Source organism: Halobaculum gomorrense (assembly GCF_900129775.1).
GTDB classification, from domain to species: Archaea; Halobacteriota; Halobacteria; order Halobacteriales; family Haloferacaceae; genus Halobaculum; species Halobaculum gomorrense.
In genome coordinates this window covers 32,065-52,347 of the sequence record NZ_FQWV01000010.1, presented here as the reverse complement: position 1 = coordinate 52,347, position 20,283 = coordinate 32,065, and the positions used below count along the sequence as shown (strand labels likewise).

Below are 20,283 nucleotides of genomic sequence, written 5' to 3'. Positions count from 1 at the left end.
AAACGAGCGGGGGCGATTCAGCGGGGCCCGTCTCGTGTGCTGTGCGCTCCGCGTCCGGGGCCGGGGCCGCTCAAGGCCAGTTGCCGCCGTCGGTGAACGCGTCGACGACCCGCTGGATCGCGACGACGTACGCCGCCGTACGGAAGCTCGGTAGGTCCAGCGACTCGTAGCACTCGGTGAGGTCGTCGAACGCCGAGACGATGTGGCGCTCCAACTCCTCGTTGACGCGCTCTTCGGTCCAGTAGAAGCGCTGGCGGTTCTGCACCCACTCGAAGTAGCTGACGGTGACGCCGCCGGCGTTCGCGAGGATGTCCGGGAACACGTGTACGTCGGCCTCGGTGAGCACGTCGTCCGCCTCCGGCGTGAGGGGTCCGTTGGCGGCCTCGACGATCACGTCCGCGTGCACGTCGCGGGCGAGGTCGCCGTCGATGGCGTTCTCCAGCGCCGCGGGGACCAGCAGATCCACGTCCATCGTGAGCAGGTTCTCGTTCGAGAACTCCTCGTCGGCGTCTGCGTATCCCGACACGGAGCCGGTCTCGTTTTTGTGCCGTTTCACGTCGCGGGCGTCGAGGCCGTCCTCTGCGTAGACCGCACCCGAGGAGTCGGAGACGGCGACCACGTTCGCGCCCAGGTCCTCGATGAGGTACGCGGCGATGTGCCCGGCGTTGCCGTACCCCTGGACGGCGACGCTGGCGCCCTCGATCTCTTTGTCGAGGTAGTCGAACGCCTCGCGGGCGGTGAGCATGGTCGACCGACCGGTCGCCTCGACGCGGCCCTCAGAGCCACCCGACTCCAGCGACTTCCCCGTGACGACGCCGGGCTCGGTCGTGTTCTCCAGCGTCTCGTAGGTGTCCTTGATCCAGTTCATTTCCCGCTGGCCCGTGTTCACGTCGGGCGCGGGGATGTCCGTGTCCTCGCCGATGAACGGGCGCAGTTCCTCGGCGAACGACCGCGTGAGTCGCTCGATCTCCGCGGCGGAGTAGTCGGCGGGATCGACGACGATGCCTCCCTTGCCGCCGCCGTAGGGGATGTCCACGACGGCGCACTTGTACACCATCCACCCGGACAGCGCCTTCACCTCGTCGCGCGTGACGCCTGGGTGATACCGGATCCCGCCCTTGTACGGGCCGCGGTCGCCGTTGAACTCCGAGCGAAACGCCCGGAACCGGTCCAGCGATCCGTCGTCCAGCTCGACGGAGAGGTTCAGCCCCAGCACCCGTTCGGGGTGTTTCAGCCGTTCCAGCACGTCGTCGGCGACATCGAGGTGTGCCGCCGCGTCGTCGATCTGCTCCTGGAGGCTCTCGAACGGATTCGCCTGGTCCGTCATTGGACTCTGATTTCATCCATCCCCTGTTAGGTCTATCGACCGAATCGGCGCCTGAGGGCTGCACAGTCTGCCGATCTCGATCCATCGAATATTAGTGACGATCAGCGCCACACTGTATCGTATTATTGTGTATATGTACCTTCCACAAGTGAATATTATCAATACTTTATCGATCTCCAGCAGAGCGGGCTGTAGCGGCGTCGCCGCACCCCCCGGCGACCCACACCACATCATGTCAACCGGAACCGCAGGCACCGGCGAGAAGCGCGTCGCCACCGACGAACAGCAGGAGCCCGAATCGGCGCTGGAGACTGCCCGTCGGCAGTTGGAGCACGCCGCCGCGCACCTCGATGTCGATCCGGGCGTCATCGAGCGGCTCAAGCACCCGACGACGGTCCACCACGTCGCGGTGCCGCTGGAGCGCGACGACGGCTCTGTCGAGGTGTTCACCGGCTACCGCGCACAGCACGACGACGTGCGCGGCCCGTACAAGGGCGGCCTGCGCTTCCACCCCGACGTGAGCGAGGAGGAGTGCGTCGGCCTCTCGATGTGGATGACGTGGAAGTGCGCCGTGATGGACCTCCCGTTCGGCGGCGGGAAGGGCGTCGTCGTCGTCAATCCGAAGGAGCTGTCGACCAACGAGAAGGAACGGCTCACCCGTCGGTTCGCAGAGGAACTGCGGAAGTTCGTCGGGCCGAAGAAGGACATCCCGGCCCCCGACATGGGCACCGACGCGCAGACGATGGCGTGGTTCATGGACGCCTACTCGATGCAGGAGGGCGAGACCATCCCCGGCGTCGTCACGGGGAAGCCGCCCGTCGTCGGCGGGTCGGAGGGCCGCGAGGAGGCGCCCGGTCGCTCGGTCGCGATCATCACGCGGGAGGCCGCGGAGTACTACGACTACGACCCCCACGGGCTCACCGTGGTCGTCCAGGGGTACGGCTCGGTGGGCGCCAACGCCGCCCGGCTGCTCGACGACTGGGGCGCGGACGTGGTGGCCGTCTCCGACTCCGGCGGCGCCGTCCACGACCAGACGGCGCTCGACACCCACGCGATCTCGAGCTTCGCCGAGCAGCCGAACGCCGTCACCGACTACGGCGCCGATACCGACGGCGCCAACGTGCTCGACGAGGGACGCGATATCATCGAACTCGACGTCGACGTGCCGATCCCCGCGGCCGTCGGCAACGTGATCACCGTCGACAACGCGACCGACATCCGCGCCGACATCGTCGTCGAGGGCGCCAACGGCCCGACGACGTTCGCGGCCGACGAGACCCTCGCCGAGCGCGGCGTCCACGTCATCCCGGACATCCTCGCGAACGCCGGCGGCGTCACCGTCAGCTACTTCGAGTGGCTCCAAGACATCAACCGCCGCACGTGGACGCTCGAACAGATCCACAGCGAACTGGAGTCAGAGATGCTCTCGGCGTGGGACGCCGTGCGAACCGAGGTCGAGGCGAAGGAGATCACGTGGCGCGACGCCGCCTACGTCGTCGCGCTCGACCGCATCGCGGAGGCCAAGAGCGTCCGCGGCCTGTGGCCTTGACTCGGTAGCGACTCGCCGGGCGTCTCAGGTCTCGCTCGGCTACTTTTCGGTCGGTTCCCACGCGTCCGCCAGCCGCGCGTACTCGCGGACTCGTTCGGCCTGCGCGACGAGCGGCGCGTCGATCATCTCGCCGTCGACCTCGAACACGCCGCGGTCCTCGGCGGCCGCCTCCTCGCGGGCGGCGAGCACGCGCCGGGCCCAGGCGATCTCCTCGTCGTCGGGGGTGAACGCCTCGTTGATCACCGACACCTGCGAGGGGTGGATCGCCATCTTCCCGTCGTAGCCGAGCGTCGCCGCGAAGCGTGTCTCCTCGGCGAGTCCCGCGTCGTCGCCGAAGTCGGTGTAGACGGTGTCGATGGCGTCGACGCCGGCGGCCGCGGCCGCCGCGACCGTCTTCTCGCGGGCGTACAGCACCTCCGTCCCCTCGTCCGTCCGCGCCGCGCCCAGGTCCGCCGAGAGGTCTTCGGCGCCGAAGGCGAGGGCGTCGGTCGGGCCTGCGTCGGCGATCGCCTCGGCGCGGAGCACGCCCCGAGCGGTCTCGACCAGTGCGATCACGGGCACTCGGCGGCCGTGCTCGCGGAGTTGGTCGCCGAGGTGCTCGACCGCGTCGGCCGACTCCGCCTTCGGGAGCATCACCGCGTCGAAGGCGGCGGCGCCGTCGTCGGCGATGGCCTCCAGATCACGATAGGTCTCGGTGCCGGTGACGCGGACGCACATCTCCGCGTCCGGATCGAAGTCGGGGTCACAGAGCACGTCGCGGACGGCGGCCCGCGCCTCCGCCTTGCGCCCGGGCGCCACCGCGTCCTCCAGGTCGAAGACGATCGTGTCCGCGCCGGTCGCGGGCGCCTTCCGCATCAGCTCCGGGCGGTCGCCCGGCGAGAACATGACGCTGCGTCGTGGCATGGATCGGCGTTCGGCGGACCCGCGTATCAATCCCGTCGACCGGTCGGCGGTCGAGCCAGTGGCTGCCGTCACCAAGGCGCCGACGGTTCCCGCACGGTTTTCACCTGGCCGGCCGTCGCCGCTCCCATGGCCGGCAAGTATTACGAGGAGTTCGAGGTCGGCGAGACCATCACCCACGAGAAGCGCCGCACCGTCTCCGAGCGGGACAACCAGGTCTTCTGCGACGTGACGATGAACCAGCAGCCGCTGCACCTCGATGCGGCGTTCGCCGCCGAGACGCAGTTCGGCGAGCGGCTGGTGAACGGCATCTATACGATGGCGCTGGCGACCGGGCTCTCCATTCCGGACACGACCGACGGCACAATCGTCGCGAACCTCTCGTACGACGACGTGGAGCACCCGAACCCGGTGTTCCACGGCGACACCGTCCACGCGGAGTCGACCGTGCTCGACAAACGCGAGACCAGCGACGGCGAGCGCGGCGTCGTGACGATGCGCGTCGACGCGTACAAGCTCGATGGGGACGCCGACGGTGGCGAGACGCTCGTGTGCACGTTCGAGCGGACGGTGCTGTCGCTGAAGCGCGAACACGCCGAGTAGGTCGTCGAACGACCGGGTCGGCGGTACTCCGAACCGATATTCCCTCGATCGGCCAGTGTAGGATGTTGGTGTTGATTGATCGAAAATTGGTAGTGTCGACGGACGGAGACTTCCGCCGCCGACATGACGAGGGACGAATCCAACCGACGAGGACGCACCGAGACGGACGTGAATCTGAAAACCCAGGACCGGGCCGACGACGGCGCGGAGACGGTTGCGCGCGTCGCCCGTCACATGGCACGCGAACTGTGCGCGGGCTTCCGGTACCACGACCGGGGCGAACGGGAGGCGGCCGTCGAGTCGTTCGCGGCGGTCGACCGCCGGCAGTTCGCACACGTCGATGACGACGCGGCCCGGACCGCGGCCCGCGCGTACGTCGACGCGCTGTGGGCGAAAGACGACCTGGAGACCGAACACATGGACGGCACCCGGATCGATCCGGATTCGATCCGCGACGGCGACTGGACCGGGGTCTACGACGCCCTGGTCGAGCGCGCCGCCGCCGCCGAACTCGACCGCGAGTACGCGACGGCGACCACGCGGGCGTGGCGTAACCACAAGGCGAACCGCGACTACTGGACGCCGACGCTGCGTGCGCAGTTGCTCGAGTACCGTGCCGCCATCGGCGACGACGGCTATCCGACCAAGCCGAGCGACGGTCGAGAGGGCTTCGGCGCGGCGCCGGTCCGGTACCTCCTCGGGATCGAACTCCACGACCGGCACACCAGCGAGCACTGGGAGGAGGCGATCCGCGTGATGGAGCCGTACTACCGGCGGATCCTCAGGGTGCACCGAGCGGACTGACCGGCGGCCCGCCGTCGCGGGTATTTATTCTTCCTGACGCGAGAGTACCGAACATGGCATCTCCCTCCACCGAAGGCACGCTTCCGGACGGCTTCGACTGGCTCTCGCTCGACCCCAAGGAGGCGGTCGTCTGGACGGACAAGCCGCACTCGATGAGTCTCGTCCCCGCACTCGTCGTCGGTGTCCCGCTGTCACTGGTGCTCGTCGGGATTCCGATCATCGCGGCGGCGTACCTCTCGCGCGAGAACACGGAGTACGTCATCACCACCGAGGCGCTGTACGTCAAGCGGGGCGTCGTCTCCCGCGACGTGAAGCGCGTCGGCTTCGAGAAAGTGCAAGACACCTCCTACGCGCAGGACTTCTTCGGCACCCAGTTCGGCTACGGCTCGGTCGACATCTCCACCGCGGGCGGCTCCGGCGTTGAGCTCAGCTTCGACAGCGTCGGCGACCCCAAGCGCATCCAAGAGATCGTGAACGAGCGGATCCGCGCCCGCGACCGCCGGGGCGACGCCGGCGACGGGGAGACGAAAGCTGACGTGCTCGACGACATCCTCGCGGAGCTGCGCGCGATCCGCGGGGCCGTCGAGGGCGACAGCGCCGCCGCTGGCGACGCCACAGATCGGGCCGACGCCGGCGAACTCGACGGAAATGACGGGAACGACGGTGCCGCCGACAGCGCGGGTGAGGAGTTGGATACCGAGACGGCGTCGACACCCAGCGACGACCGATGAGCACCGGAATCGAATCCGACGGCTCCGTTCCGACCTCGATCACCGTCGACGAGGACGAGGCCGTGCTCTGGACCGGTCGCTCGCGGCTCTCGGCGGCGGCTCCGGCCGGCCTCGTCGGGCTGCTCGTCGCCGCCGCCGGGATGGCCGTCGCCGTCGGCCCGGCGGCGACGAGTCGCTTCGGGCTCGTGATCGCAGCGCTCTCGGCCCTCGTCGGCATCGCGATCCCGGGAGTGGCGCTCCTGTCGCTCGTGAACACACGGTACGTCCTCACCAACCGCGCGGCGTCGGTGAGGACCGGAATCGTCGGTCGGCGCGTCGTCCGTGCGCGGCTCTCGATGGTCGAGAACTCCGCGTACGAGCAGTCCGTCACCGGCTCGCTGTTCGGCTACGGCACCGTAACGCTGGAGACGGCGGGGGGAGACCTCGCCTTCCGCCGCGTCGACGACCCGCAGGCTGTTCGTTCGCTCGTCGACGAGCACACTCGCGGCGCCGGCGGCGACGCGGACGGATCGATCCCGGGCTCGATCGACTCCTGGCAGGCCGTCCGCGAGGAGGTCCAGCTGCTCCGCGCGGCCCTCGACCGATGATCCGTGACACTGAGGAGACGGCCCGCGGCGCCACAGTGTGATGAAGTGCCGGGAGAGCGTGGGGCGAACAGGCGGCGCGGCCGCCTCGGACGACGGGGCACCGCGCACCCGCTGACCGTCGTCCGGTCGGTGATCAGGTCACGGGCGGGCTGGTCCCGCCATCGCATATAAACTCGATCAGAGGACCGTGCCGTGCTTCTTGTCCGGCACGGACTTCTCGATGTCCTCGTAGAAGTCGAACCGCTGGACGAGCTCCTCGCGCAGGTCGGAGGGGGGGACGATCTCGTCGATGACGACCTCGCTGGCCATCCGGTGGATGTCGATGTCGCGGCGGTACTCCCCCCGCAGTTCGTCCTCGCGCTCCGCCCGCTCCTCGGGGTCGTCGATCTCGGCGAGCTTGTTCGCGTAGACGGCGTTGATCGCCGCCTCGGGGCCCATGATCCCGATCTCTCCCGACGGGAGCCCGATCACGGACTCGGGCTCGTAGGCGGGGCCGCCCATCGCGTAGATGCCCGCGCCGTACGCCTTGCGGACGACCACGGTCTGTTTGGGCACGGTCGCCGAGGAGGTCGCGTAGATGAACTTCTTCCCCTTCTCGAGGATGGCGTCCTTCTCGACCTGGCTCCCAGCCATGAACCCCGGCGTGTCACAGAAGTAGAGGAGGGGGATCTCGTAGGCGTCGCACGTCCAGATGAACTCCGCGGCCTTCTCGGCAGCGTCCGGGAAGATGGCGCCCGAGCGCTCGGTCGGCTGATTCGCGACAACACCTACCGGTTTGCCGTCGATGCGGGCGAACGCGGTGACGATCTCTTTGCCGTACTCCGATTTCAGCTCGAAGACGGACTCTGCGTCGCACACGCGGTCGAGGAGGTCGTGGACATCGTACGGGCGGTTCGGCGCCTCCGGAATTAGTTCGTCGATGCCGTCGGGCGAGTACGTCGGCGGCTTCGGGTCGCTTCGGGGCGGCTTCTCGCCCGCCTTATCCGGGAGGTAGCTCACGAGATCCGCAACGAGTTGTCGGGCGTGCTGTTCGTCCTCGGCAACGAGGTCGGCGCTGCCGGAGTACTTCGCGTGCACGTCCGGGCCGCCCAACTCGTCCATCTCGATCTCCTCGCCGGTGACCATCTTCACCATCCGCGGCGACGCGATCGCCATCGCGGACATCCCCTCCACCATCACGGTGAAATCGGCGAACACCGGCGTGTACGCCGCGCCGGCGATGCAGGGTCCATAGAGGACGCAGATCTGCGGGACGCGCCCCGAGAGCATCGAGTGGTTGTAGTAGTACTTCCCGATCCCCTCGCGGTTGGCGAAAAAGCCGGTTTGCTGGTCGATCCGGCCGCCAGAGGAGTCCATCAGGTACAGGACCGGCTTCCCGTTCTTGAGGGCGCGCTGTTGCATCCGGAGGAACTTCTCGACGCCGCGGCCGGCCATCGACCCCGCCTTCACGGTGAAGTCGTTGGCCATGAAGTGGAGGTCGCGCCCCTCGAACTCGGCGGCGCCGGTGATGAGGCCGTCGGCGGGGACGCGGTCGCCCTCGTCGTACTCGTCCACGTCGGGGGAGTTCTCGTGGTAGCCGTCGAAGTGTGCGAACTTCCCGTCCTCGAACTTCACGCCGTCGGCGGCGTCCTCGGTACCCGCGTCGCCGACCCCGCCCTCGCCGCCGTCGCCGAACCACAGGTCGAGGCGGTCGCGGACGAACAGCTTCCCCTGATCGGGGAGGCGCCGTTTGTACTTCTCGGGACCGCCCTCGAGGATGTCGTCGATCTCCGCGCGGAGTTCGGCCTCCCGGGCCGTCGGGCCCAGGTCGTCGTCCAGCGGGTACTCGATCTCGGGCGGCTCGGCCGTCGCGATCGGCTCGTCGGCGTCGTCGCCCGCGTACACCTCGATGTCGACGCCGAAGTGCTCGGCCAGCGCCGAGGCGATTGCGCCGGCCTCCTCCTCGGTCGCCGCCGCGCCCACGTGGACTTTCATACGTGGTGGTGCGCAAGAATTGCGGAAAGGGTTTTCCATGGCCGCCGGCCGGGTCCGGTCGCGAACGTGTCAGCCATCGTCACGAACTGCGCTTCTGGAAGCACTGAAGTCCCCTCGGGAGAACTGTCGGCCACGATGGACGAACCTGACGACGTCCTCCGGTCTCTTGCGGAACTGCCGACGATGGCCAACCCCTCCCCGACCCCCGACGGCGACGAGGTGGCCCTCTACTACGACATCGACGGCCGCAACGAACTGTACCTGCTCGACCCGGAGACGGGCGAGTTGGAGCAGTGGTCCGACGGGCAGGTCCCCAAGGACGCCCGCCACGGCTTCTCGTGGAGCGCCGGCGGCGAACGCCTCTTCTTCGACCTGGACGAGGCCGGCAACGAGCAGAACGACATCCACGCGATCGACCGCGACGGCGACGCCGAGGCGGTCGTCGAGCAGGACGGACAGGTGATGCTCCAATCGGTCGGCGACGACGGCGAGACGCTGTTGTACGGATCGAACCACGAAGGCCAGATGAACGTCTACCGTCACGACCTCCCGACTGGGGAGTCGGCGAAGGTGACCGACTTCGACCGCGCGGTCTGGACGGCGGAGCTGTCGCCCGACTGCGGGCGGTTCGCGTTCATGACGAACGAGTCCGACGACTACGACAACGCGGACGTGTTCGTCGCCGACGCCGACGGCTCGGACGCACGGAACCTCGGGATCGGCGAGACCGGGGCCGAGGCCGCCCCGGCCGACTGGCACCCCGACGGCGACGCACTCCTGATCTTCGACAACACCCCCGACAAAGGCCGCTGCGGCGTCTACGACCTAGTGGCCGACGAGGTGACGTGGTACGGTGACGGCGAGTTCCACGAGGAGCCCGCGTTCTTCATGCCCGACGGCGAGCGCTTCTTGATGACCCGGTCGCGGGACGCCGAGGTCGTCCCGGTCGTCTACGACGTCGCGTCAGGCGAGAGTCGGGAACTCGCTCTCCCCGGCGGCGTCGCGTCGCTGGCGGACGACACGCCACTCGACGACGGCCGCGTCCTGATCCAGCACACGACGCCGACGCGGCGTCCGGAACTGTTCGCGTACGACCTCGACGCCGACGAGCACGAGACGGTCCTCGAGGCGGAGTACGGCCCGTTCTCCCCCGACGACTTCGCCGACGCCGAGTACTTCACCGTCGAGTCCGACGGCGTGCCCGAGACGCCACAGCGCGCCGTCGAGCACGACCCGTACGACGAACTGGAGATCGGCGCGATCCTCTACGATTCGGGCGAGCGACCCTCGCCGCTGGTCGTCAACCCACACGGCGGTCCGCGCCACCGCGACACGCTCTCGTTCGGCTACCGGACACAGTTCCTCCTCTCGCGCGGCTTCTCGGTCCTACAGGTGAACTACCGGGGCTCCACCGGCCGCGGCCGCGAGTTCGTCGAGGAACTGCACGACGACTGGGGCGGCGCCGAGCAGGGCGACATCGCGACCGCCGCAGAACGCGTCCTCGCCGAGTACGACTGGCTGGACGACGACCGCGTCGTCGTGTACGGCGGCTCCTACGGCGGCTACTCGGTGAACTGGCAACTGGTGCAGTTCCCGGACCTCTACGCCGCCGGCGTCACCTGGGTCGGCCTCTCGGACCTGCACGACATGGCCGAGAACACCATGCCCCACTACCGCTCGGAGCTCATGGTGAAGTACCTCGGCGAACCCGACGAGAACTCGGAGCTGTACCAGGAACGCTCCCCGGTCACCCACGTCGAGAACGTCGACGCCCCCCTGCTGATCGTCCACGGCGTCAACGACCGCCGGGTTCCGGTGTCGCAGGCGCGTATCCTCCGGGACGCCCTCGACGACGCCGGCTACCAGGAGGGTGACGACTACGAGTACGAAGAGCTCGGCGAGGAGGGCCACGGCTCCTCGGACATCGACGACAAAATCAGGAGCTTAGAACTGCTCGACGACTTCCTCGACCGCCGGATCGGCACCGCCGAGGCCGGGGTCGCCGCCGGCGACGACTGAGAACCGGTTCGCCTCGGCTTACTTCCCGGTCTTTTCGATCACGCGGAACTCCTCGGGCGGGGCGATCCACCGCGCGTCCCTAGTCGAACATCTTGTCGTCGAACTCGGGCACGTCGAAGCCGCCCTCGCCGCCCCAGCCGTCCATCACCCGGCTCTGGTACAACATCATCGCGACCTGCGGCACCGCCTGCGGCGGCACGGGCGAGGAGTCGTCGAACGCCTCGGCCGCCCAGCCGTTGTACTCGTCGACGATGTCCATGGCGTCCTTGAAACTGCGCAACATGAGCGCCTTGTACCGATCTCTCATTACCCGGGTTCGACGCGCCCGACGTGTGGGTCTATCGGTTCGGGACGCGCTATCGGGGGCGAACGTCGTCGAGCGCCGTTTCGAGCCGCTCGATCAGCGGCGCGTTCCCGACGTGGACCGGTACGCGCTGGTGGATCCCGGTCGCCTCGATGTCCAGCAGCGACCGCGCGCCGTCTGAGGAGCGCCCCCCGGCGCCCTCGACGAGGTACGCGACGGGGTTGCCCTCGAACTGGAGGCGGAGCTTTCCGTCCGGCGCCGACTCCAGCGCCGGGTAGGCGAACACGCCGCCGTAGGAGAGCACCTGGCTCACGTCGGCGATCATCGCGCCGCCGTAGCGCAGCTTCAGTTCGTCCTCGATCTCGTCGACGTAGGCGGCGAAGTCGGCGGGCCAGTCGGGGACGCGTCCGCCGAACCCGTAGACGGTCGGGTCGTCCGGAAGCCGGACCCGCTCCAGTTGCTCCCGATCGCCCTCCTCGGTGACGAGGTACTCGTGGACCGTCGCGTCCGCGGGCGCACCGACGCCCGCGACCATGGTGGTGACGGGGCCGTACAGGACGAAGCCGGCGGCGACGAGGTCGCGACCCGAGGCGGGGAGCGGTCCGTCGTACACCGCGACGATGGAGCCCATCGGGTTGTTCGACGCCAGGTTCGAGGAGCCGTCCAGCGGGTCGACCGCGACCGACACCGACCCCTCGCCCGCGTCGACCGCTGACTCCCGCTCCTCGCTGGCGTAGGTGCCGACGCCGTCGAGGTCGCCGAGCGCCGTCTCCAGCAGTTCGTCGGCGTACACGTCGGCGGCGAGCACGTCCTCGCCGGAGGGGTTCTCGTCATCGAGGTAGCGGCGGCGACCCGGCAGGCCCGCGCGTATCTCCGGGGCCGCCGCGGCGACGGCGTCCAGCGCCGCCTCCGCGACGGCGACCGGATCGCGGGCGGCGGGATCTGTCGCGTCGTCATCGCGGGCGGCTTCGTCCCCGGCGTCGGATCCCTCCATCAGTCGTTGGCGACGGCGGAGGCGGAGGTCAGTTTCAGCGCCTCGTCGACGGACGCTTCCTCGAAGATGACCGCCTCCAGCGCGTCGAGGATCTCCTTCGGGTTCTCTCGCTGGAAGACGTTCCGGCCGACGGCCAGTCCCTTCGCGCCGCCGTCGATCGCGCCGGCGACCGTCTCGAGGAACGCGCGGTCGTCGGTCTTCGACCCGCCGGACATCACCACCTTCGTCGGACCGGCCATCCGCGCGGCCTCGCCTATCGCCTCGGGCGAGCCGGGGTACTTCACCTTCGCGATGTCGGCGCCGAGTTCGAGCCCGAGACGCGCCGCGTACGCGATCGTTCCGGGGTCGGTATCGTTCTTCAGCCCCTGTCCGCGCGGGTACGACCACATGACGACGCCCATGTCGTGGTCGCGGGCCGCCTCCTGGGCGTCGCGGAACTCCTCGGCCATCTCCACCTCGTTGTTCGACCCGCCGTACAGGGTGAACCCGATCGCGTCGGCGCCCAGTTCGGCGGCGTACTCGACCGACCAGTTCACGGCCGAGTCGGGCTCGCCCATCCAGAGGTTGGAGGTGCCGTTGAGCTTCGCCAGCAGCGACACGTCGTCAGCGTAGCTCGGGTAGTACGCCTCCGCGACGCCCTTGCCGACCGCCAGCGCTGTGACCGCGTCGTGGGTCGCGAGGTCGAACACCCGCTCGGGGTCGGCCGTCTCCGGGTTCGGCTCGAAGTCCACGGGCCCGTGCTCGATGCCGTGGTCGTACGCGAGAATGAGCGCCTTACCGTCCCGGGTGATGGCCGCGTCCGCGTCGGGGAGCATATCTAAATCCGCCACGGCATCGATGATAAATCAAATGGTGTGCGAGAATTGATATTTACTCGGTCGCGAGTATCGAATTCCGTCGATCAGTCGACGTGTTCGGCGGCCGCGTCCCGGAGTTCGGCCACGTGCGCCGCGTCGCGGTCGAGGGCATCGGCGATCTCTTCGGGGTCGGCGACGGCGAGCGCTCGTGCCGAGGTGATCCCCGCCTCGGCGAGGTCGGCCGCGTCCCCGTCGCTCACCCCCTCGATGTCCGCGACGGGCGTCGGACGTGAGCGTTCACGCCAGGCGGATTCCGCCGCGGCCGGGTCGCCCGACCCGTCGGTTTTCGTCCCGTGCGCGTCGCCGCGGGCGGACGCGGCGACCCAGGCTCGCTCGCCGGCCGCGCCGTCGGACTCGGCTGGTTCTTCGTGTTCTTCTGTTTCCGGGCTTCCGCCGATATCTCCGTCCGCGGGACCGCTCCGGTCGCCGCCGCCGGCGTCGGATTCCCCATCCGCGGTCGGCCGGTCGGCGTCGTCAGCCTGCCAGTCGCCGGACGAAGCGGCGACCCACGCCCGCTCGGCGTCCCCGAGCCCGCGGACCTGGGTCGACCGACGAGCGAGGTCTTCGCCCTCGGATTCGAACGACCAGGCAAGCGAGTGCTCCCGGCGGATGCGCGCGGCGACGCCCGGGTTGACCCCGGCGTCGATCAGCATCCGGTAGGAGACGGCCTTGTCGCGAACGTCGGCCGCGTCGAACGGCGCGTCCGCGAGGACGGCGGCCGTCGCCGGCCCCACGAACTTCAACTCCGTTACATCCTCATCCCCCACACCTGGTCACCTGTCGGATGGGTCGGACCCGGACGGTTTAATCTTTCTGCGCACATTCTCATCCGCGGATAATTCCTGGCGGCGGCCGGCTTCCGATCGGCTCCCGCTTCGGGTCGCTGCCGGGCCCTCCACCACCGTCCTCCAGCCGTTGCCTGCGGTCGTCCGGCCGTTGCCTGCCGTCGCTGCCGGACCGTTCGCCGCTGGCGCTCCGCTACGCTTACGGTGGCCGACGGGGCATCGCTCCCCATGTGCGGACTCTCCGAGATCCAGACGGTAGGGGTCGTCGGCGCGGGCACGATGGGCAACGGCATCGCCCAGGTGGCCGCGACCGCCGGCTACGACGTGGTGATGCGCGACATCGAACAGCGGTTCGTCGACAACGGGCTAGACTCGATCGAATCGTCGCTGTCGCGCCTCGACGCGAAAGACGAACTCGACGAGTCGCCCGAAACGATCCGAGAACGGATCGCGGGGACGACCGCCCTCGGCGACTTCGCGGACGCCGACCTCGTCGTCGAGGCGGCGCTAGAGGACATGGAGGTGAAACAGGACATCTTCGCGGACCTCGAGGACGTGACCGACAGCGACGTGGTGCTCGCGACGAACACCTCTACCCTCTCCATCACGACCATCGCCTCGGCGACCGACCGCGAGGAGCTCGTCGTCGGCCTCCACTTCATGAACCCCGTTCCGATCATGGCGGGCGTCGAGGTCGTCACCGGGGAGAAGACCGACGCCGCGGTGACGAATCTCGCGCACGCATTCGCCGAGGACCTGGGCAAGGAGACGTGGGAGAGCGACGACAAGCCCGGGTTCGTCACCAACCGCGTGCTCATGCCGTGGATCAACGAGGGAATCCGGGCGTACGACGAGGGCGTCGCCTCCAAGGAGGACATGGACAAGGGGATGAAACTCGGCACGAACGTCCCGATGGGACCGCTCGAACTGGCCGACCACATCGGCCTCGATATCTGTCTCGACGCCAGTGAGACGCTCCACGAGGAACTGGGCGATCGGTACAAGCCGGCGTATCTCCTCAAGCGGAAGGTCGCTGCCGGCGATCTGGGCAAGAAGACCGGGAAGGGGTTCTACGAGTACGAGTGACCCTGTCGACCGCCCTCGACGCCGACGCCCCGGATGCGACCATTCGGAACGACTAACCGCCCGCCTGTCCCTTCGGCGGGTATGAAAGCCACCGCGACGGCCCACCCGATCCAGGGCCTCGTGAAGTACCACGGGATGCGCGACGCCGAGCGACGCCTCCCGTACCACGACTCGATCAGTCTCTGTACGGCGCCCTCGCGAACGACGACGACCGTCGAGTGGGAGCCGGACGCGACGCCGGCCGACGACGAGTACCGCATCGACGACGAGGTCGTCGGCGGTCGCGGCGCCGAGCGCATCGAGATGGTCGTCGACCACGTCCGCGACCTCGCGGACCTCGACGCCGCGGTCCGCGTCGAGTCGGAGAACTCCTTCCCGTCGAACGTCGGCTTCGGCTCCTCGTCGTCGGGGTTCGCGGCGCTGGCGATGGCGCTGGTGAAGGCCACCGGCCTCGACATGACGCGCCCGGAGATATCGACGGTCGCGCGCCGCGGCTCCTCGTCGGCCGCCCGCGCGGTCACCGGCGCCTACTCGGTGCTGTACGCTGGGATGAACGACGAGGACTGCCGCGCCGAGCGCCTCGACGTGGGCGTCGGTCCGGACGGCTTCGACCCCGAGGAGGACCTCCGCGTGGTGACCGCGCTGGTCCCAGCGTACAAGGAGACCGAGGAGGCTCACCGCGAGGCCGAGGCGAGCCACATGTTCGACGCACGGATGGCCCACGTCCACGAACAGCTCCAGCGGATGCGCGACCGCCTTCGCACGGGGGAGTTCTCCGGGATCTTCGAGATCGCCGAGCACGACTCGCTGTCGCTGACGGCGACGACGATGACCGGGCCCGCGGGCTGGGTGTACTGGCAGCCGGAGACCATCGCCGTGTTCAACGCCGTCCGCGAACTCCGGGAGGAGGCGGACGTGCCCGTCTACTTCTCGACGGACACCGGTGCGAGCGTCTACGTCAACACCCCCGCCGAACACGCCGAGCGCGTCGAGGAGCGCATCGCCGAGGTCGGCGTCGAGACCGACATCTGGGAGGTCGGTGGTCCGGCGCGCGTGCTGGGCGACTCGAAGGCGCTGTTCTGACCCGGAGGCGCCGCCCGGAGCCTGGAATGCGGGGCGCAGATCGCGGCGACGCGGAGCCGTTGCTGCGCCCTGGGCTGACAGGCGGCGCGGCTGCGTCAGGGGGCCGCGCAGCGGGGCGGTCACGCCGACCCCGTCTGCGTCCCTCCCTGCCCGCGAGCGGTGCGCCGCACACCCGCTCGTCGCCCGCGGGCCGTCGTCACGTCACGGGGACGCTGGCTTCGCTTCGGGATATGAACATTCGGCCGCGTCCGGGTCGAACGCCCGTCACGTCCTTACCCGCGTGTCCCGTACGTCGATCCGCATGCACGTCGTCGTCCTCGGCGCCGGCTACGCCGGCGTCGCCCTGACCCGAAGGCTCGAGTCCCGACTCCCGCCTGAGGCGGACATCACGCTCGTCAACGAGGGCGAGGAACACGTCCTCGTCCACGAGACCCACCGCGCGATCCGTCGCCCTGCGGTCGCCGACGCGATCTCGGTACCGCTCGATGATCTCCTCGACCGCGCGGAGTTGGTCGTCGACCGCGTCGTCGACGTGGACGCGGAGGCGGGCCGCGCAGAGTTGGCCGACGGCGACGCGATCGAGTGGGACTACGGGGCGCTGTGTCTCGGATCGGAGACCGCGTACTACGGGATCGAGGGGCTCCGCGAGCACGCGACGCCGCTGAAGTCGCTCGACGACGCCGCCGCGATCCGGGAGCGGTTCCTGGAGGTCGTCGCCGAGGGTGGGCGCGTCGTCGTCGGCGGCGCGGGCCTGTCGGGGGTACAGGTCGCCGGCGAACTGGCGGCGCTGGCGCGCGAGGAGGGCGTGGAGGTACCCGACGACGTGGAGATCGCGCTGGTCGAACAGCTGGATGGGGTCGCCCCGAACTTCCCTCCGAACTTCAGCGAGGCCGTCCGCGAGGGGCTGGAGGCCCGCGGGGTCGATATCGAGACCGACACCGCCGTCGAGGCGGTGTTCGACGACCGGATCGTCACCGACGCGGGCGACCTCGGCTACGATCAGTTCGTCTGGACCGGCGGCATCGCCGGCGACGACGCTGTCGGCGGCGACCGCCCGGTCGTCCGCGCCGACCTCCGATTGACCGACCGGACGTTCGCGCTGGGCGACGCCGGCCGCGTCGTCGACGCCGACGGCGAGGCGGTTCCCGCCTCCGCGTCCGCGGCCGTTCGCGAGGCGAAGACGGCTGCGGAGAACGTCGGTCGACTCGTCGACCACGATCTGTCCGCCTCCCCGGACGACTTCGCGCCGCGCCTCGCCAGCTATCGCTTCGACGTGCCCGGCTGGCTCGTCTCCGTCGGCGACGGCGCCGTGGCGCAGTTGGGACCGACGGTGCTCACCGGCGTGGCCGCGAAGGCGTCGAAGGCGGGCGTCGGCGCCGGGTACCTCACCTCGGTGGGCGCCGTCCGCAACGCCGTCGAGTTGGCAGAAGAAGAGCTGTTGTAGCGGCGGGAATTCGACGATCGTCCACCGTTTGACCTTTTAAACCTAGAACTATTCTTATCTATCCGTAGGAAACGATTATAATAACTTCCATAGTATGGATTGACATGACGATCAACGATATCGATCCGTACAGCCCGTCGGAGGGCCTGTTCGAGTGCCTCGGCTGCGGCGCGCGAACCCGAACGAACAGCCACCCGGGGACGTGCCCGGAGTGCGACGGAGCCGTCCGGAACATCGCCGTCAGCCGGGAGTGACGCGCGGGGGCGCATCCGGCGGCGCGGTGGGCGACAGCGCGGATGGGGGCGGGACGATCGAGGGCGACGCGAGCGGGGGTCGTCGGAACGGCCGGGAGCGCGACCCTTAACCGGATCGCGACGAAATCCGCGTCGATGAGCGACACGCCGCGAGCGACGGGGATGGACGCCTTCGCGGCGCTGGGCGAGGCGGTGCGGTCGGCGCTGTCCGAGCGCGGCTTCACGACGCCGACGGCGCCCCAACGGCGGGCGATCCCGCCGCTGGCGGACGGAAACGACGCCCTCGTCATCGCGCCGACGGGGACCGGGAAGACGGAGACGGCGATGCTCCCGGTGTTCTCGGCGCTCGCGGAGACTCGTCCGGAGGGACTGGGCGCGCTGTACGTGACGCCGCTGCGGGCGCTCAACCGCGACATGCGCGAGCGCCTGGAGTGGTGGGGCGAGTACCTCGACCTCGACGTGCAGGTCCGCCACGGCGACACCACGGACTACCAGCGGAGCAAGCAGGCGGACGACCCGCCGGACGTGCTGGTGACGACCCCGGAGACGCTGCAGGCGATGCTGACGGGCGAGAAACTCCGGGCGGCCCTCTCGGACGTGGACCACGTCGTCGTCGACGAGGTCCACGAACTCGCCGCCTCCAAGCGCGGCGCGCAGTTGACCGTCGGCCTGGAGCGCGTCCGCCGACTCGCCGGCGACTTTCAGCGGATCGGCCTCTCTGCGACTGTCGGCGACCCCAAGGAGGTCGGGAAGTTCCTCACCGGCGATCGGGGCTGTGAGATCGTCGAGGTCAACGTGGGGAGCAAGGTGGAGTTCGACGTGGTCTCCCCCGAGGTGACCCCCGAAGACGAGCGCCTCGCTGGGAAGCTGGCGACCGATCCCGACATCGCGAGTCACGTCCGGCTGATCCGCGACATCGTCGGCGACAACGAGTCGGTCCTGATCTTCGTCAACACCCGCCAGACGGCGGAGGCGCTGGGATCGCGGTTCAAGACGCTCGGCGAACCGATCGGCGTCCATCACGGCTCGCTCTCCAAGGACGCCCGCATCGAGGTCGAAGACGCGTTCAAGGCCGGCGAGATCGACGGGCTCGTCTGTACCTCCTCGATGGAGTTGGGGATCGACGTGGGCCGCGTCGACCACGTGGTGCAGTACAACTCCCCCCGCGAGGTCGCCCGCCTGCTCCAGCGGGTCGGCCGCGCGGGCCACCGCCGCGACGAGGTGAGCCGCGGCACCATCGTCACCGACTCGGCCGACGACACGATGGAAGCGCTGGCCATCGCCCGGCGAGCGGTCGGCGGCGAAGTCGAGGACTCGGGCATCCACCACGGCAGCCTCGACACGCTCGCGAACCAGATCGTCGGCCTGCTGATGGACATGGGCGAGGTCAACGCACGCGAGGCGTACGAACTGATCACGCGGGCGTACCCCTTCCGCGATCTCCCCGAGGAGACGTTCCGGGAGGTCGCCCGCGAGCTGTCGGGGAACCGCCTGCTGTGGATCGACGAGGAGCGCGACGTGCTGGAGACATCGGGCGGCACCTGGCAGTACTACTACCGGAACCTCTCGATGATCCCCGACGAGGAGACGTACGACGTGTACGACATCTCCTCGCGCCGGCAGATCGGCACCCTCGACGAGCGGTTCGTCGTCAACTTCGCCCAGCCGGGCGAGACGTTCATCCAGCGCGGAGAGCTGTGGCGCATCAACGACATCGACGACGAGGAGTCGGAGGTGAACGTCACGCCCATTGAGGACCCCGCCGGTGAGGTGCCGTCGTGGACCGGCCAGGAGATCCCCGTCCCGCGCGCGGTCGCCGGCGAGGTGGGCGAGATGCGCGGCGTCGCCGAGCCGCAGTTCGCGGGCGGCGCCGACGCCGAGGCGGTCGCCCGCGAGTTCGCCGGTCGGTACCCCGCCGACGCCGAGACGATCCGGGTGGGACTCGACACCGTCGAGAGACACGTCGACGCCGGCCACCCGATACCGACGGACGACCGGATCGTCGTGGAGGGCCGGGGACGATCGATCGCCGTCAACGCGGCCTTCGGACACGAGGTGAACCGCACGCTCGGGCGCCTGCTCTCGGCGCTGATCGGCCAGCGAACCGGCTCGTCGGTCGGGATGGAGGCCGACCCCTACCGCGTGGAGTTGGAGGTGCCGAACGGCGTCACCCCCGGCACCGTCATCGAGGTGCTAGAGGAGACGGACCCCGCCCACGTCGAGGCGCTGCTGGAGCTGGCGCTGAAGAACTCGGACACGCTCAAGTTCACGCTCGCGCACGTCGCCGCGAAGTTCGGCGCGCTCAAGCGCTACCAAGGGAACAAACGCTTCGGCGGCGACCGCCTCCTGGCGGCGCTCGAGGACACGCCCGTCTTCGACGAGGCCGTGCGGGAGGTGTTCCACACGGAACTGGCCGTCGAGGAGACCGCGGAGCTGCTCGCCGCCATCGATGACGGCGAGATCGAGGTCGTTGCCGCCCGCGATCGGACGCCGCTGGGCACCGACGGCCGCTCGTCGGGTCGGGAGTTCCTCGTCCCCGAGAACGCCGACGCCTCGGTGATCGAGACCATTCGCGACCGCATCATGGACGACCACGTGATCCAGCTGTGCGTCCACTGCGGCGAGTGGAACCAGCGGACGAAGGTGCGCCGCGTCCGCGACACGCCGGAGTGCCCCGAGTGCGGGTCGACCCGCATCGCGGCGCTCAATCCGTGGGACGGGGAGACGGTGAAGGCGGTCCGCGCGAGCGAGAAGGACGAGGAGCAGGAGAAACTCACGCGCAAGGCGAACCGCTCGGCGAACCTCGTGCAGGCGCACGGCAAGCAGGCGGTGATCGCGCTAGCCGCCCGCGGCGTGGGACCGCACAACGCCGCGCGGATCATCGGGAAACTGCGGGAGAACAAGGGCGACTTCTACCGGGACATCCTGAAGCAGGAGCGCCAGTACGCGCGGACGAAGAGCTTCTGGGAGTGAGCCGCCGCC

Annotated in this window: 18 protein-coding genes; 11 read left to right on the top strand and 7 right to left on the bottom strand. The window is 69.2% G+C overall.

Going from position 1 to position 20,283, the window contains the following annotated elements:
- Positions 1–70: 70 nt before the first annotated feature.
- On the bottom strand, positions 71–1,327 hold the full coding sequence (locus BUE16_RS14570; protein WP_073311047.1) for a Glu/Leu/Phe/Val family dehydrogenase: 1,257 nt from the start codon (positions 1,325–1,327) through the stop codon (positions 71–73).
- Between the two features lie 232 nt (positions 1,328–1,559).
- On the opposite strand from BUE16_RS14570, the gene gdhB reads away from it, so the two are divergent.
- Positions 1,560–2,876 carry a glutamate dehydrogenase GdhB gene (gene gdhB / locus BUE16_RS14565; protein ID WP_073311045.1) on the top strand — a complete coding sequence of 439 codons (1,317 nt, stop codon included), beginning with the start codon at positions 1,560–1,562 and terminating at the stop codon, positions 2,874–2,876.
- A gap of 39 nt (positions 2,877–2,915) precedes the next feature.
- Here gdhB and BUE16_RS14560 read toward each other — a convergent pair whose 3' ends face one another.
- Positions 2,916–3,779, bottom strand: coding sequence for an HpcH/HpaI aldolase/citrate lyase family protein (locus BUE16_RS14560; RefSeq protein ID WP_073311043.1), 864 nt, complete (start codon positions 3,777–3,779; stop codon positions 2,916–2,918).
- 126 nt (positions 3,780–3,905) lie between these two features.
- On the opposite strand from BUE16_RS14560, the gene BUE16_RS14555 reads away from it, so the two are divergent.
- The 4 genes from BUE16_RS14555 to BUE16_RS14540 all read left to right on the top strand — a co-directional run bounded on the left by BUE16_RS14555 (position 3,906) and on the right by BUE16_RS14540 (position 6,501).
- Complete coding sequence (locus BUE16_RS14555) at positions 3,906–4,379, top strand: MaoC family dehydratase (protein WP_073311041.1); 474 nt, start codon at positions 3,906–3,908, stop codon at positions 4,377–4,379.
- 123 nt (positions 4,380–4,502) lie between these two features.
- Positions 4,503–5,183, top strand: a complete 681-nt coding sequence (locus BUE16_RS14550) for a hypothetical protein (protein WP_079991678.1) — start codon at positions 4,503–4,505, stop codon at positions 5,181–5,183.
- A 53-nt stretch (positions 5,184–5,236) separates the two neighbouring features.
- On the top strand, positions 5,237–5,914 hold the full coding sequence (locus BUE16_RS14545; RefSeq protein ID WP_073311039.1) for a PH domain-containing protein: 678 nt from the start codon (positions 5,237–5,239) through the stop codon (positions 5,912–5,914).
- Complete coding sequence (locus BUE16_RS14540; protein WP_073311037.1) at positions 5,911–6,501, top strand: PH domain-containing protein; 591 nt, start codon at positions 5,911–5,913, stop codon at positions 6,499–6,501. Before BUE16_RS14545 ends, BUE16_RS14540 begins: the two co-directional genes overlap by 4 nt.
- A 177-nt stretch (positions 6,502–6,678) precedes the next feature.
- Here the strand turns inward: BUE16_RS14540 and BUE16_RS14535 are convergent, their stop codons facing one another.
- Positions 6,679–8,475: an acyl-CoA carboxylase subunit beta gene (locus BUE16_RS14535; protein ID WP_073311035.1), complete on the bottom strand. Its 1,797-nt coding sequence runs from the start codon at positions 8,473–8,475 to the stop codon at positions 6,679–6,681.
- A 135-nt stretch (positions 8,476–8,610) separates the two neighbouring features.
- On the opposite strand from BUE16_RS14535, the gene BUE16_RS14530 reads away from it, so the two are divergent.
- On the top strand, positions 8,611–10,494 hold the full coding sequence (locus tag BUE16_RS14530; RefSeq protein ID WP_073311033.1) for a S9 family peptidase: 1,884 nt from the start codon (positions 8,611–8,613) through the stop codon (positions 10,492–10,494).
- Positions 10,495–10,573: 79 nt separating this feature from the next.
- Here BUE16_RS14530 and BUE16_RS14525 read toward each other — a convergent pair whose 3' ends face one another.
- From BUE16_RS14525 to BUE16_RS14510, 4 genes are all read right to left on the bottom strand, one after another.
- Positions 10,574–10,801, bottom strand: a complete 228-nt coding sequence (locus BUE16_RS14525; RefSeq protein WP_073311031.1) for a hypothetical protein — start codon at positions 10,799–10,801, stop codon at positions 10,574–10,576.
- 49 nt (positions 10,802–10,850) lie between these two features.
- Positions 10,851–11,792: a class 1 fructose-bisphosphatase gene (locus tag BUE16_RS14520; RefSeq protein ID WP_073311029.1), complete on the bottom strand. Its 942-nt coding sequence runs from the start codon at positions 11,790–11,792 to the stop codon at positions 10,851–10,853.
- Positions 11,792–12,607 carry a class I fructose-bisphosphate aldolase gene (locus BUE16_RS14515; RefSeq protein WP_073311027.1) on the bottom strand — a complete coding sequence of 272 codons (816 nt, stop codon included), beginning with the start codon at positions 12,605–12,607 and terminating at the stop codon, positions 11,792–11,794. The genes BUE16_RS14520 and BUE16_RS14515 overlap by 1 nt, the downstream gene beginning before the upstream one ends.
- 86 nt (positions 12,608–12,693) lie before the next feature.
- A complete protein-coding gene (locus tag BUE16_RS14510) occupies positions 12,694–13,416 on the bottom strand; it encodes a DUF7409 domain-containing protein (RefSeq protein ID WP_143165453.1) in 723 nt (240 codons plus the stop codon).
- 246 nt (positions 13,417–13,662) lie between these two features.
- On the opposite strand from BUE16_RS14510, the gene BUE16_RS14505 reads away from it, so the two are divergent.
- The 5 genes from BUE16_RS14505 (at position 13,663) to BUE16_RS14490 (ending at position 20,274) form a co-directional block, all read left to right on the top strand.
- Positions 13,663–14,520: a 3-hydroxyacyl-CoA dehydrogenase family protein gene (locus BUE16_RS14505; protein ID WP_073311023.1), complete on the top strand. Its 858-nt coding sequence runs from the start codon at positions 13,663–13,665 to the stop codon at positions 14,518–14,520.
- An 81-nt stretch (positions 14,521–14,601) separates the two neighbouring features.
- Positions 14,602–15,603 (top strand): phosphomevalonate decarboxylase MvaD, encoded by a 1,002-nt coding sequence (gene mvaD, locus BUE16_RS14500; protein ID WP_073311021.1) that lies wholly within the window; start codon positions 14,602–14,604, stop codon positions 15,601–15,603.
- Between the two features lie 301 nt (positions 15,604–15,904).
- Positions 15,905–17,047 (top strand): NAD(P)/FAD-dependent oxidoreductase, encoded by a 1,143-nt coding sequence (locus tag BUE16_RS14495; protein WP_073311019.1) that lies wholly within the window; start codon positions 15,905–15,907, stop codon positions 17,045–17,047.
- A gap of 104 nt (positions 17,048–17,151) precedes the next feature.
- The gene (locus tag BUE16_RS16455) at positions 17,152–17,301 is read left to right on the top strand and encodes a rubrerythrin-like domain-containing protein (RefSeq protein ID WP_143165452.1); all 150 of its coding nucleotides are present in this window, start codon (positions 17,152–17,154) and stop codon (positions 17,299–17,301) included.
- A gap of 135 nt (positions 17,302–17,436) precedes the next feature.
- A complete protein-coding gene (locus BUE16_RS14490) occupies positions 17,437–20,274 on the top strand; it encodes a DEAD/DEAH box helicase (protein WP_073311017.1) in 2,838 nt (945 codons plus the stop codon).
- The last annotated feature ends 9 nt before the right edge of the window (positions 20,275–20,283 follow it).

Coding starts and splice junctions, on each gene's coding strand:
- mvaD (WP_073311021.1), top strand. CDS start 14,602: ATGAAAGCCACCGCGACGGCCCACCCGATCCAGGGCCTCGTGAAGTAC.
- BUE16_RS14530 (WP_073311033.1), top strand. CDS start 8,611: ATGGACGAACCTGACGACGTCCTCCGGTCTCTTGCGGAACTGCCGACG.
- BUE16_RS14550 (WP_079991678.1), top strand. CDS start 4,503: ATGACGAGGGACGAATCCAACCGACGAGGACGCACCGAGACGGACGTG.
- BUE16_RS14570 (WP_073311047.1), bottom strand. CDS start 1,327: ATGACGGACCAGGCGAATCCGTTCGAGAGCCTCCAGGAGCAGATCGAC.
- BUE16_RS14545 (WP_073311039.1), top strand. CDS start 5,237: ATGGCATCTCCCTCCACCGAAGGCACGCTTCCGGACGGCTTCGACTGG.
- BUE16_RS14495 (WP_073311019.1), top strand. CDS start 15,905: ATGCACGTCGTCGTCCTCGGCGCCGGCTACGCCGGCGTCGCCCTGACC.
- gdhB (WP_073311045.1), top strand. CDS start 1,560: ATGTCAACCGGAACCGCAGGCACCGGCGAGAAGCGCGTCGCCACCGAC.
- BUE16_RS14540 (WP_073311037.1), top strand. CDS start 5,911: ATGAGCACCGGAATCGAATCCGACGGCTCCGTTCCGACCTCGATCACC.
- BUE16_RS14525 (WP_073311031.1), bottom strand. CDS start 10,801: ATGAGAGATCGGTACAAGGCGCTCATGTTGCGCAGTTTCAAGGACGCC.
- BUE16_RS14535 (WP_073311035.1), bottom strand. CDS start 8,475: ATGAAAGTCCACGTGGGCGCGGCGGCGACCGAGGAGGAGGCCGGCGCA.
- BUE16_RS14490 (WP_073311017.1), top strand. CDS start 17,437: ATGAGCGACACGCCGCGAGCGACGGGGATGGACGCCTTCGCGGCGCTG.
- BUE16_RS14560 (WP_073311043.1), bottom strand. CDS start 3,779: ATGCCACGACGCAGCGTCATGTTCTCGCCGGGCGACCGCCCGGAGCTG.
- BUE16_RS14520 (WP_073311029.1), bottom strand. CDS start 11,792: ATGGAGGGATCCGACGCCGGGGACGAAGCCGCCCGCGATGACGACGCG.
- BUE16_RS14505 (WP_073311023.1), top strand. CDS start 13,663: ATGTGCGGACTCTCCGAGATCCAGACGGTAGGGGTCGTCGGCGCGGGC.
- BUE16_RS14515 (WP_073311027.1), bottom strand. CDS start 12,607: ATGCTCCCCGACGCGGACGCGGCCATCACCCGGGACGGTAAGGCGCTC.
- BUE16_RS14555 (WP_073311041.1), top strand. CDS start 3,906: ATGGCCGGCAAGTATTACGAGGAGTTCGAGGTCGGCGAGACCATCACC.
- BUE16_RS16455 (WP_143165452.1), top strand. CDS start 17,152: ATGACGATCAACGATATCGATCCGTACAGCCCGTCGGAGGGCCTGTTC.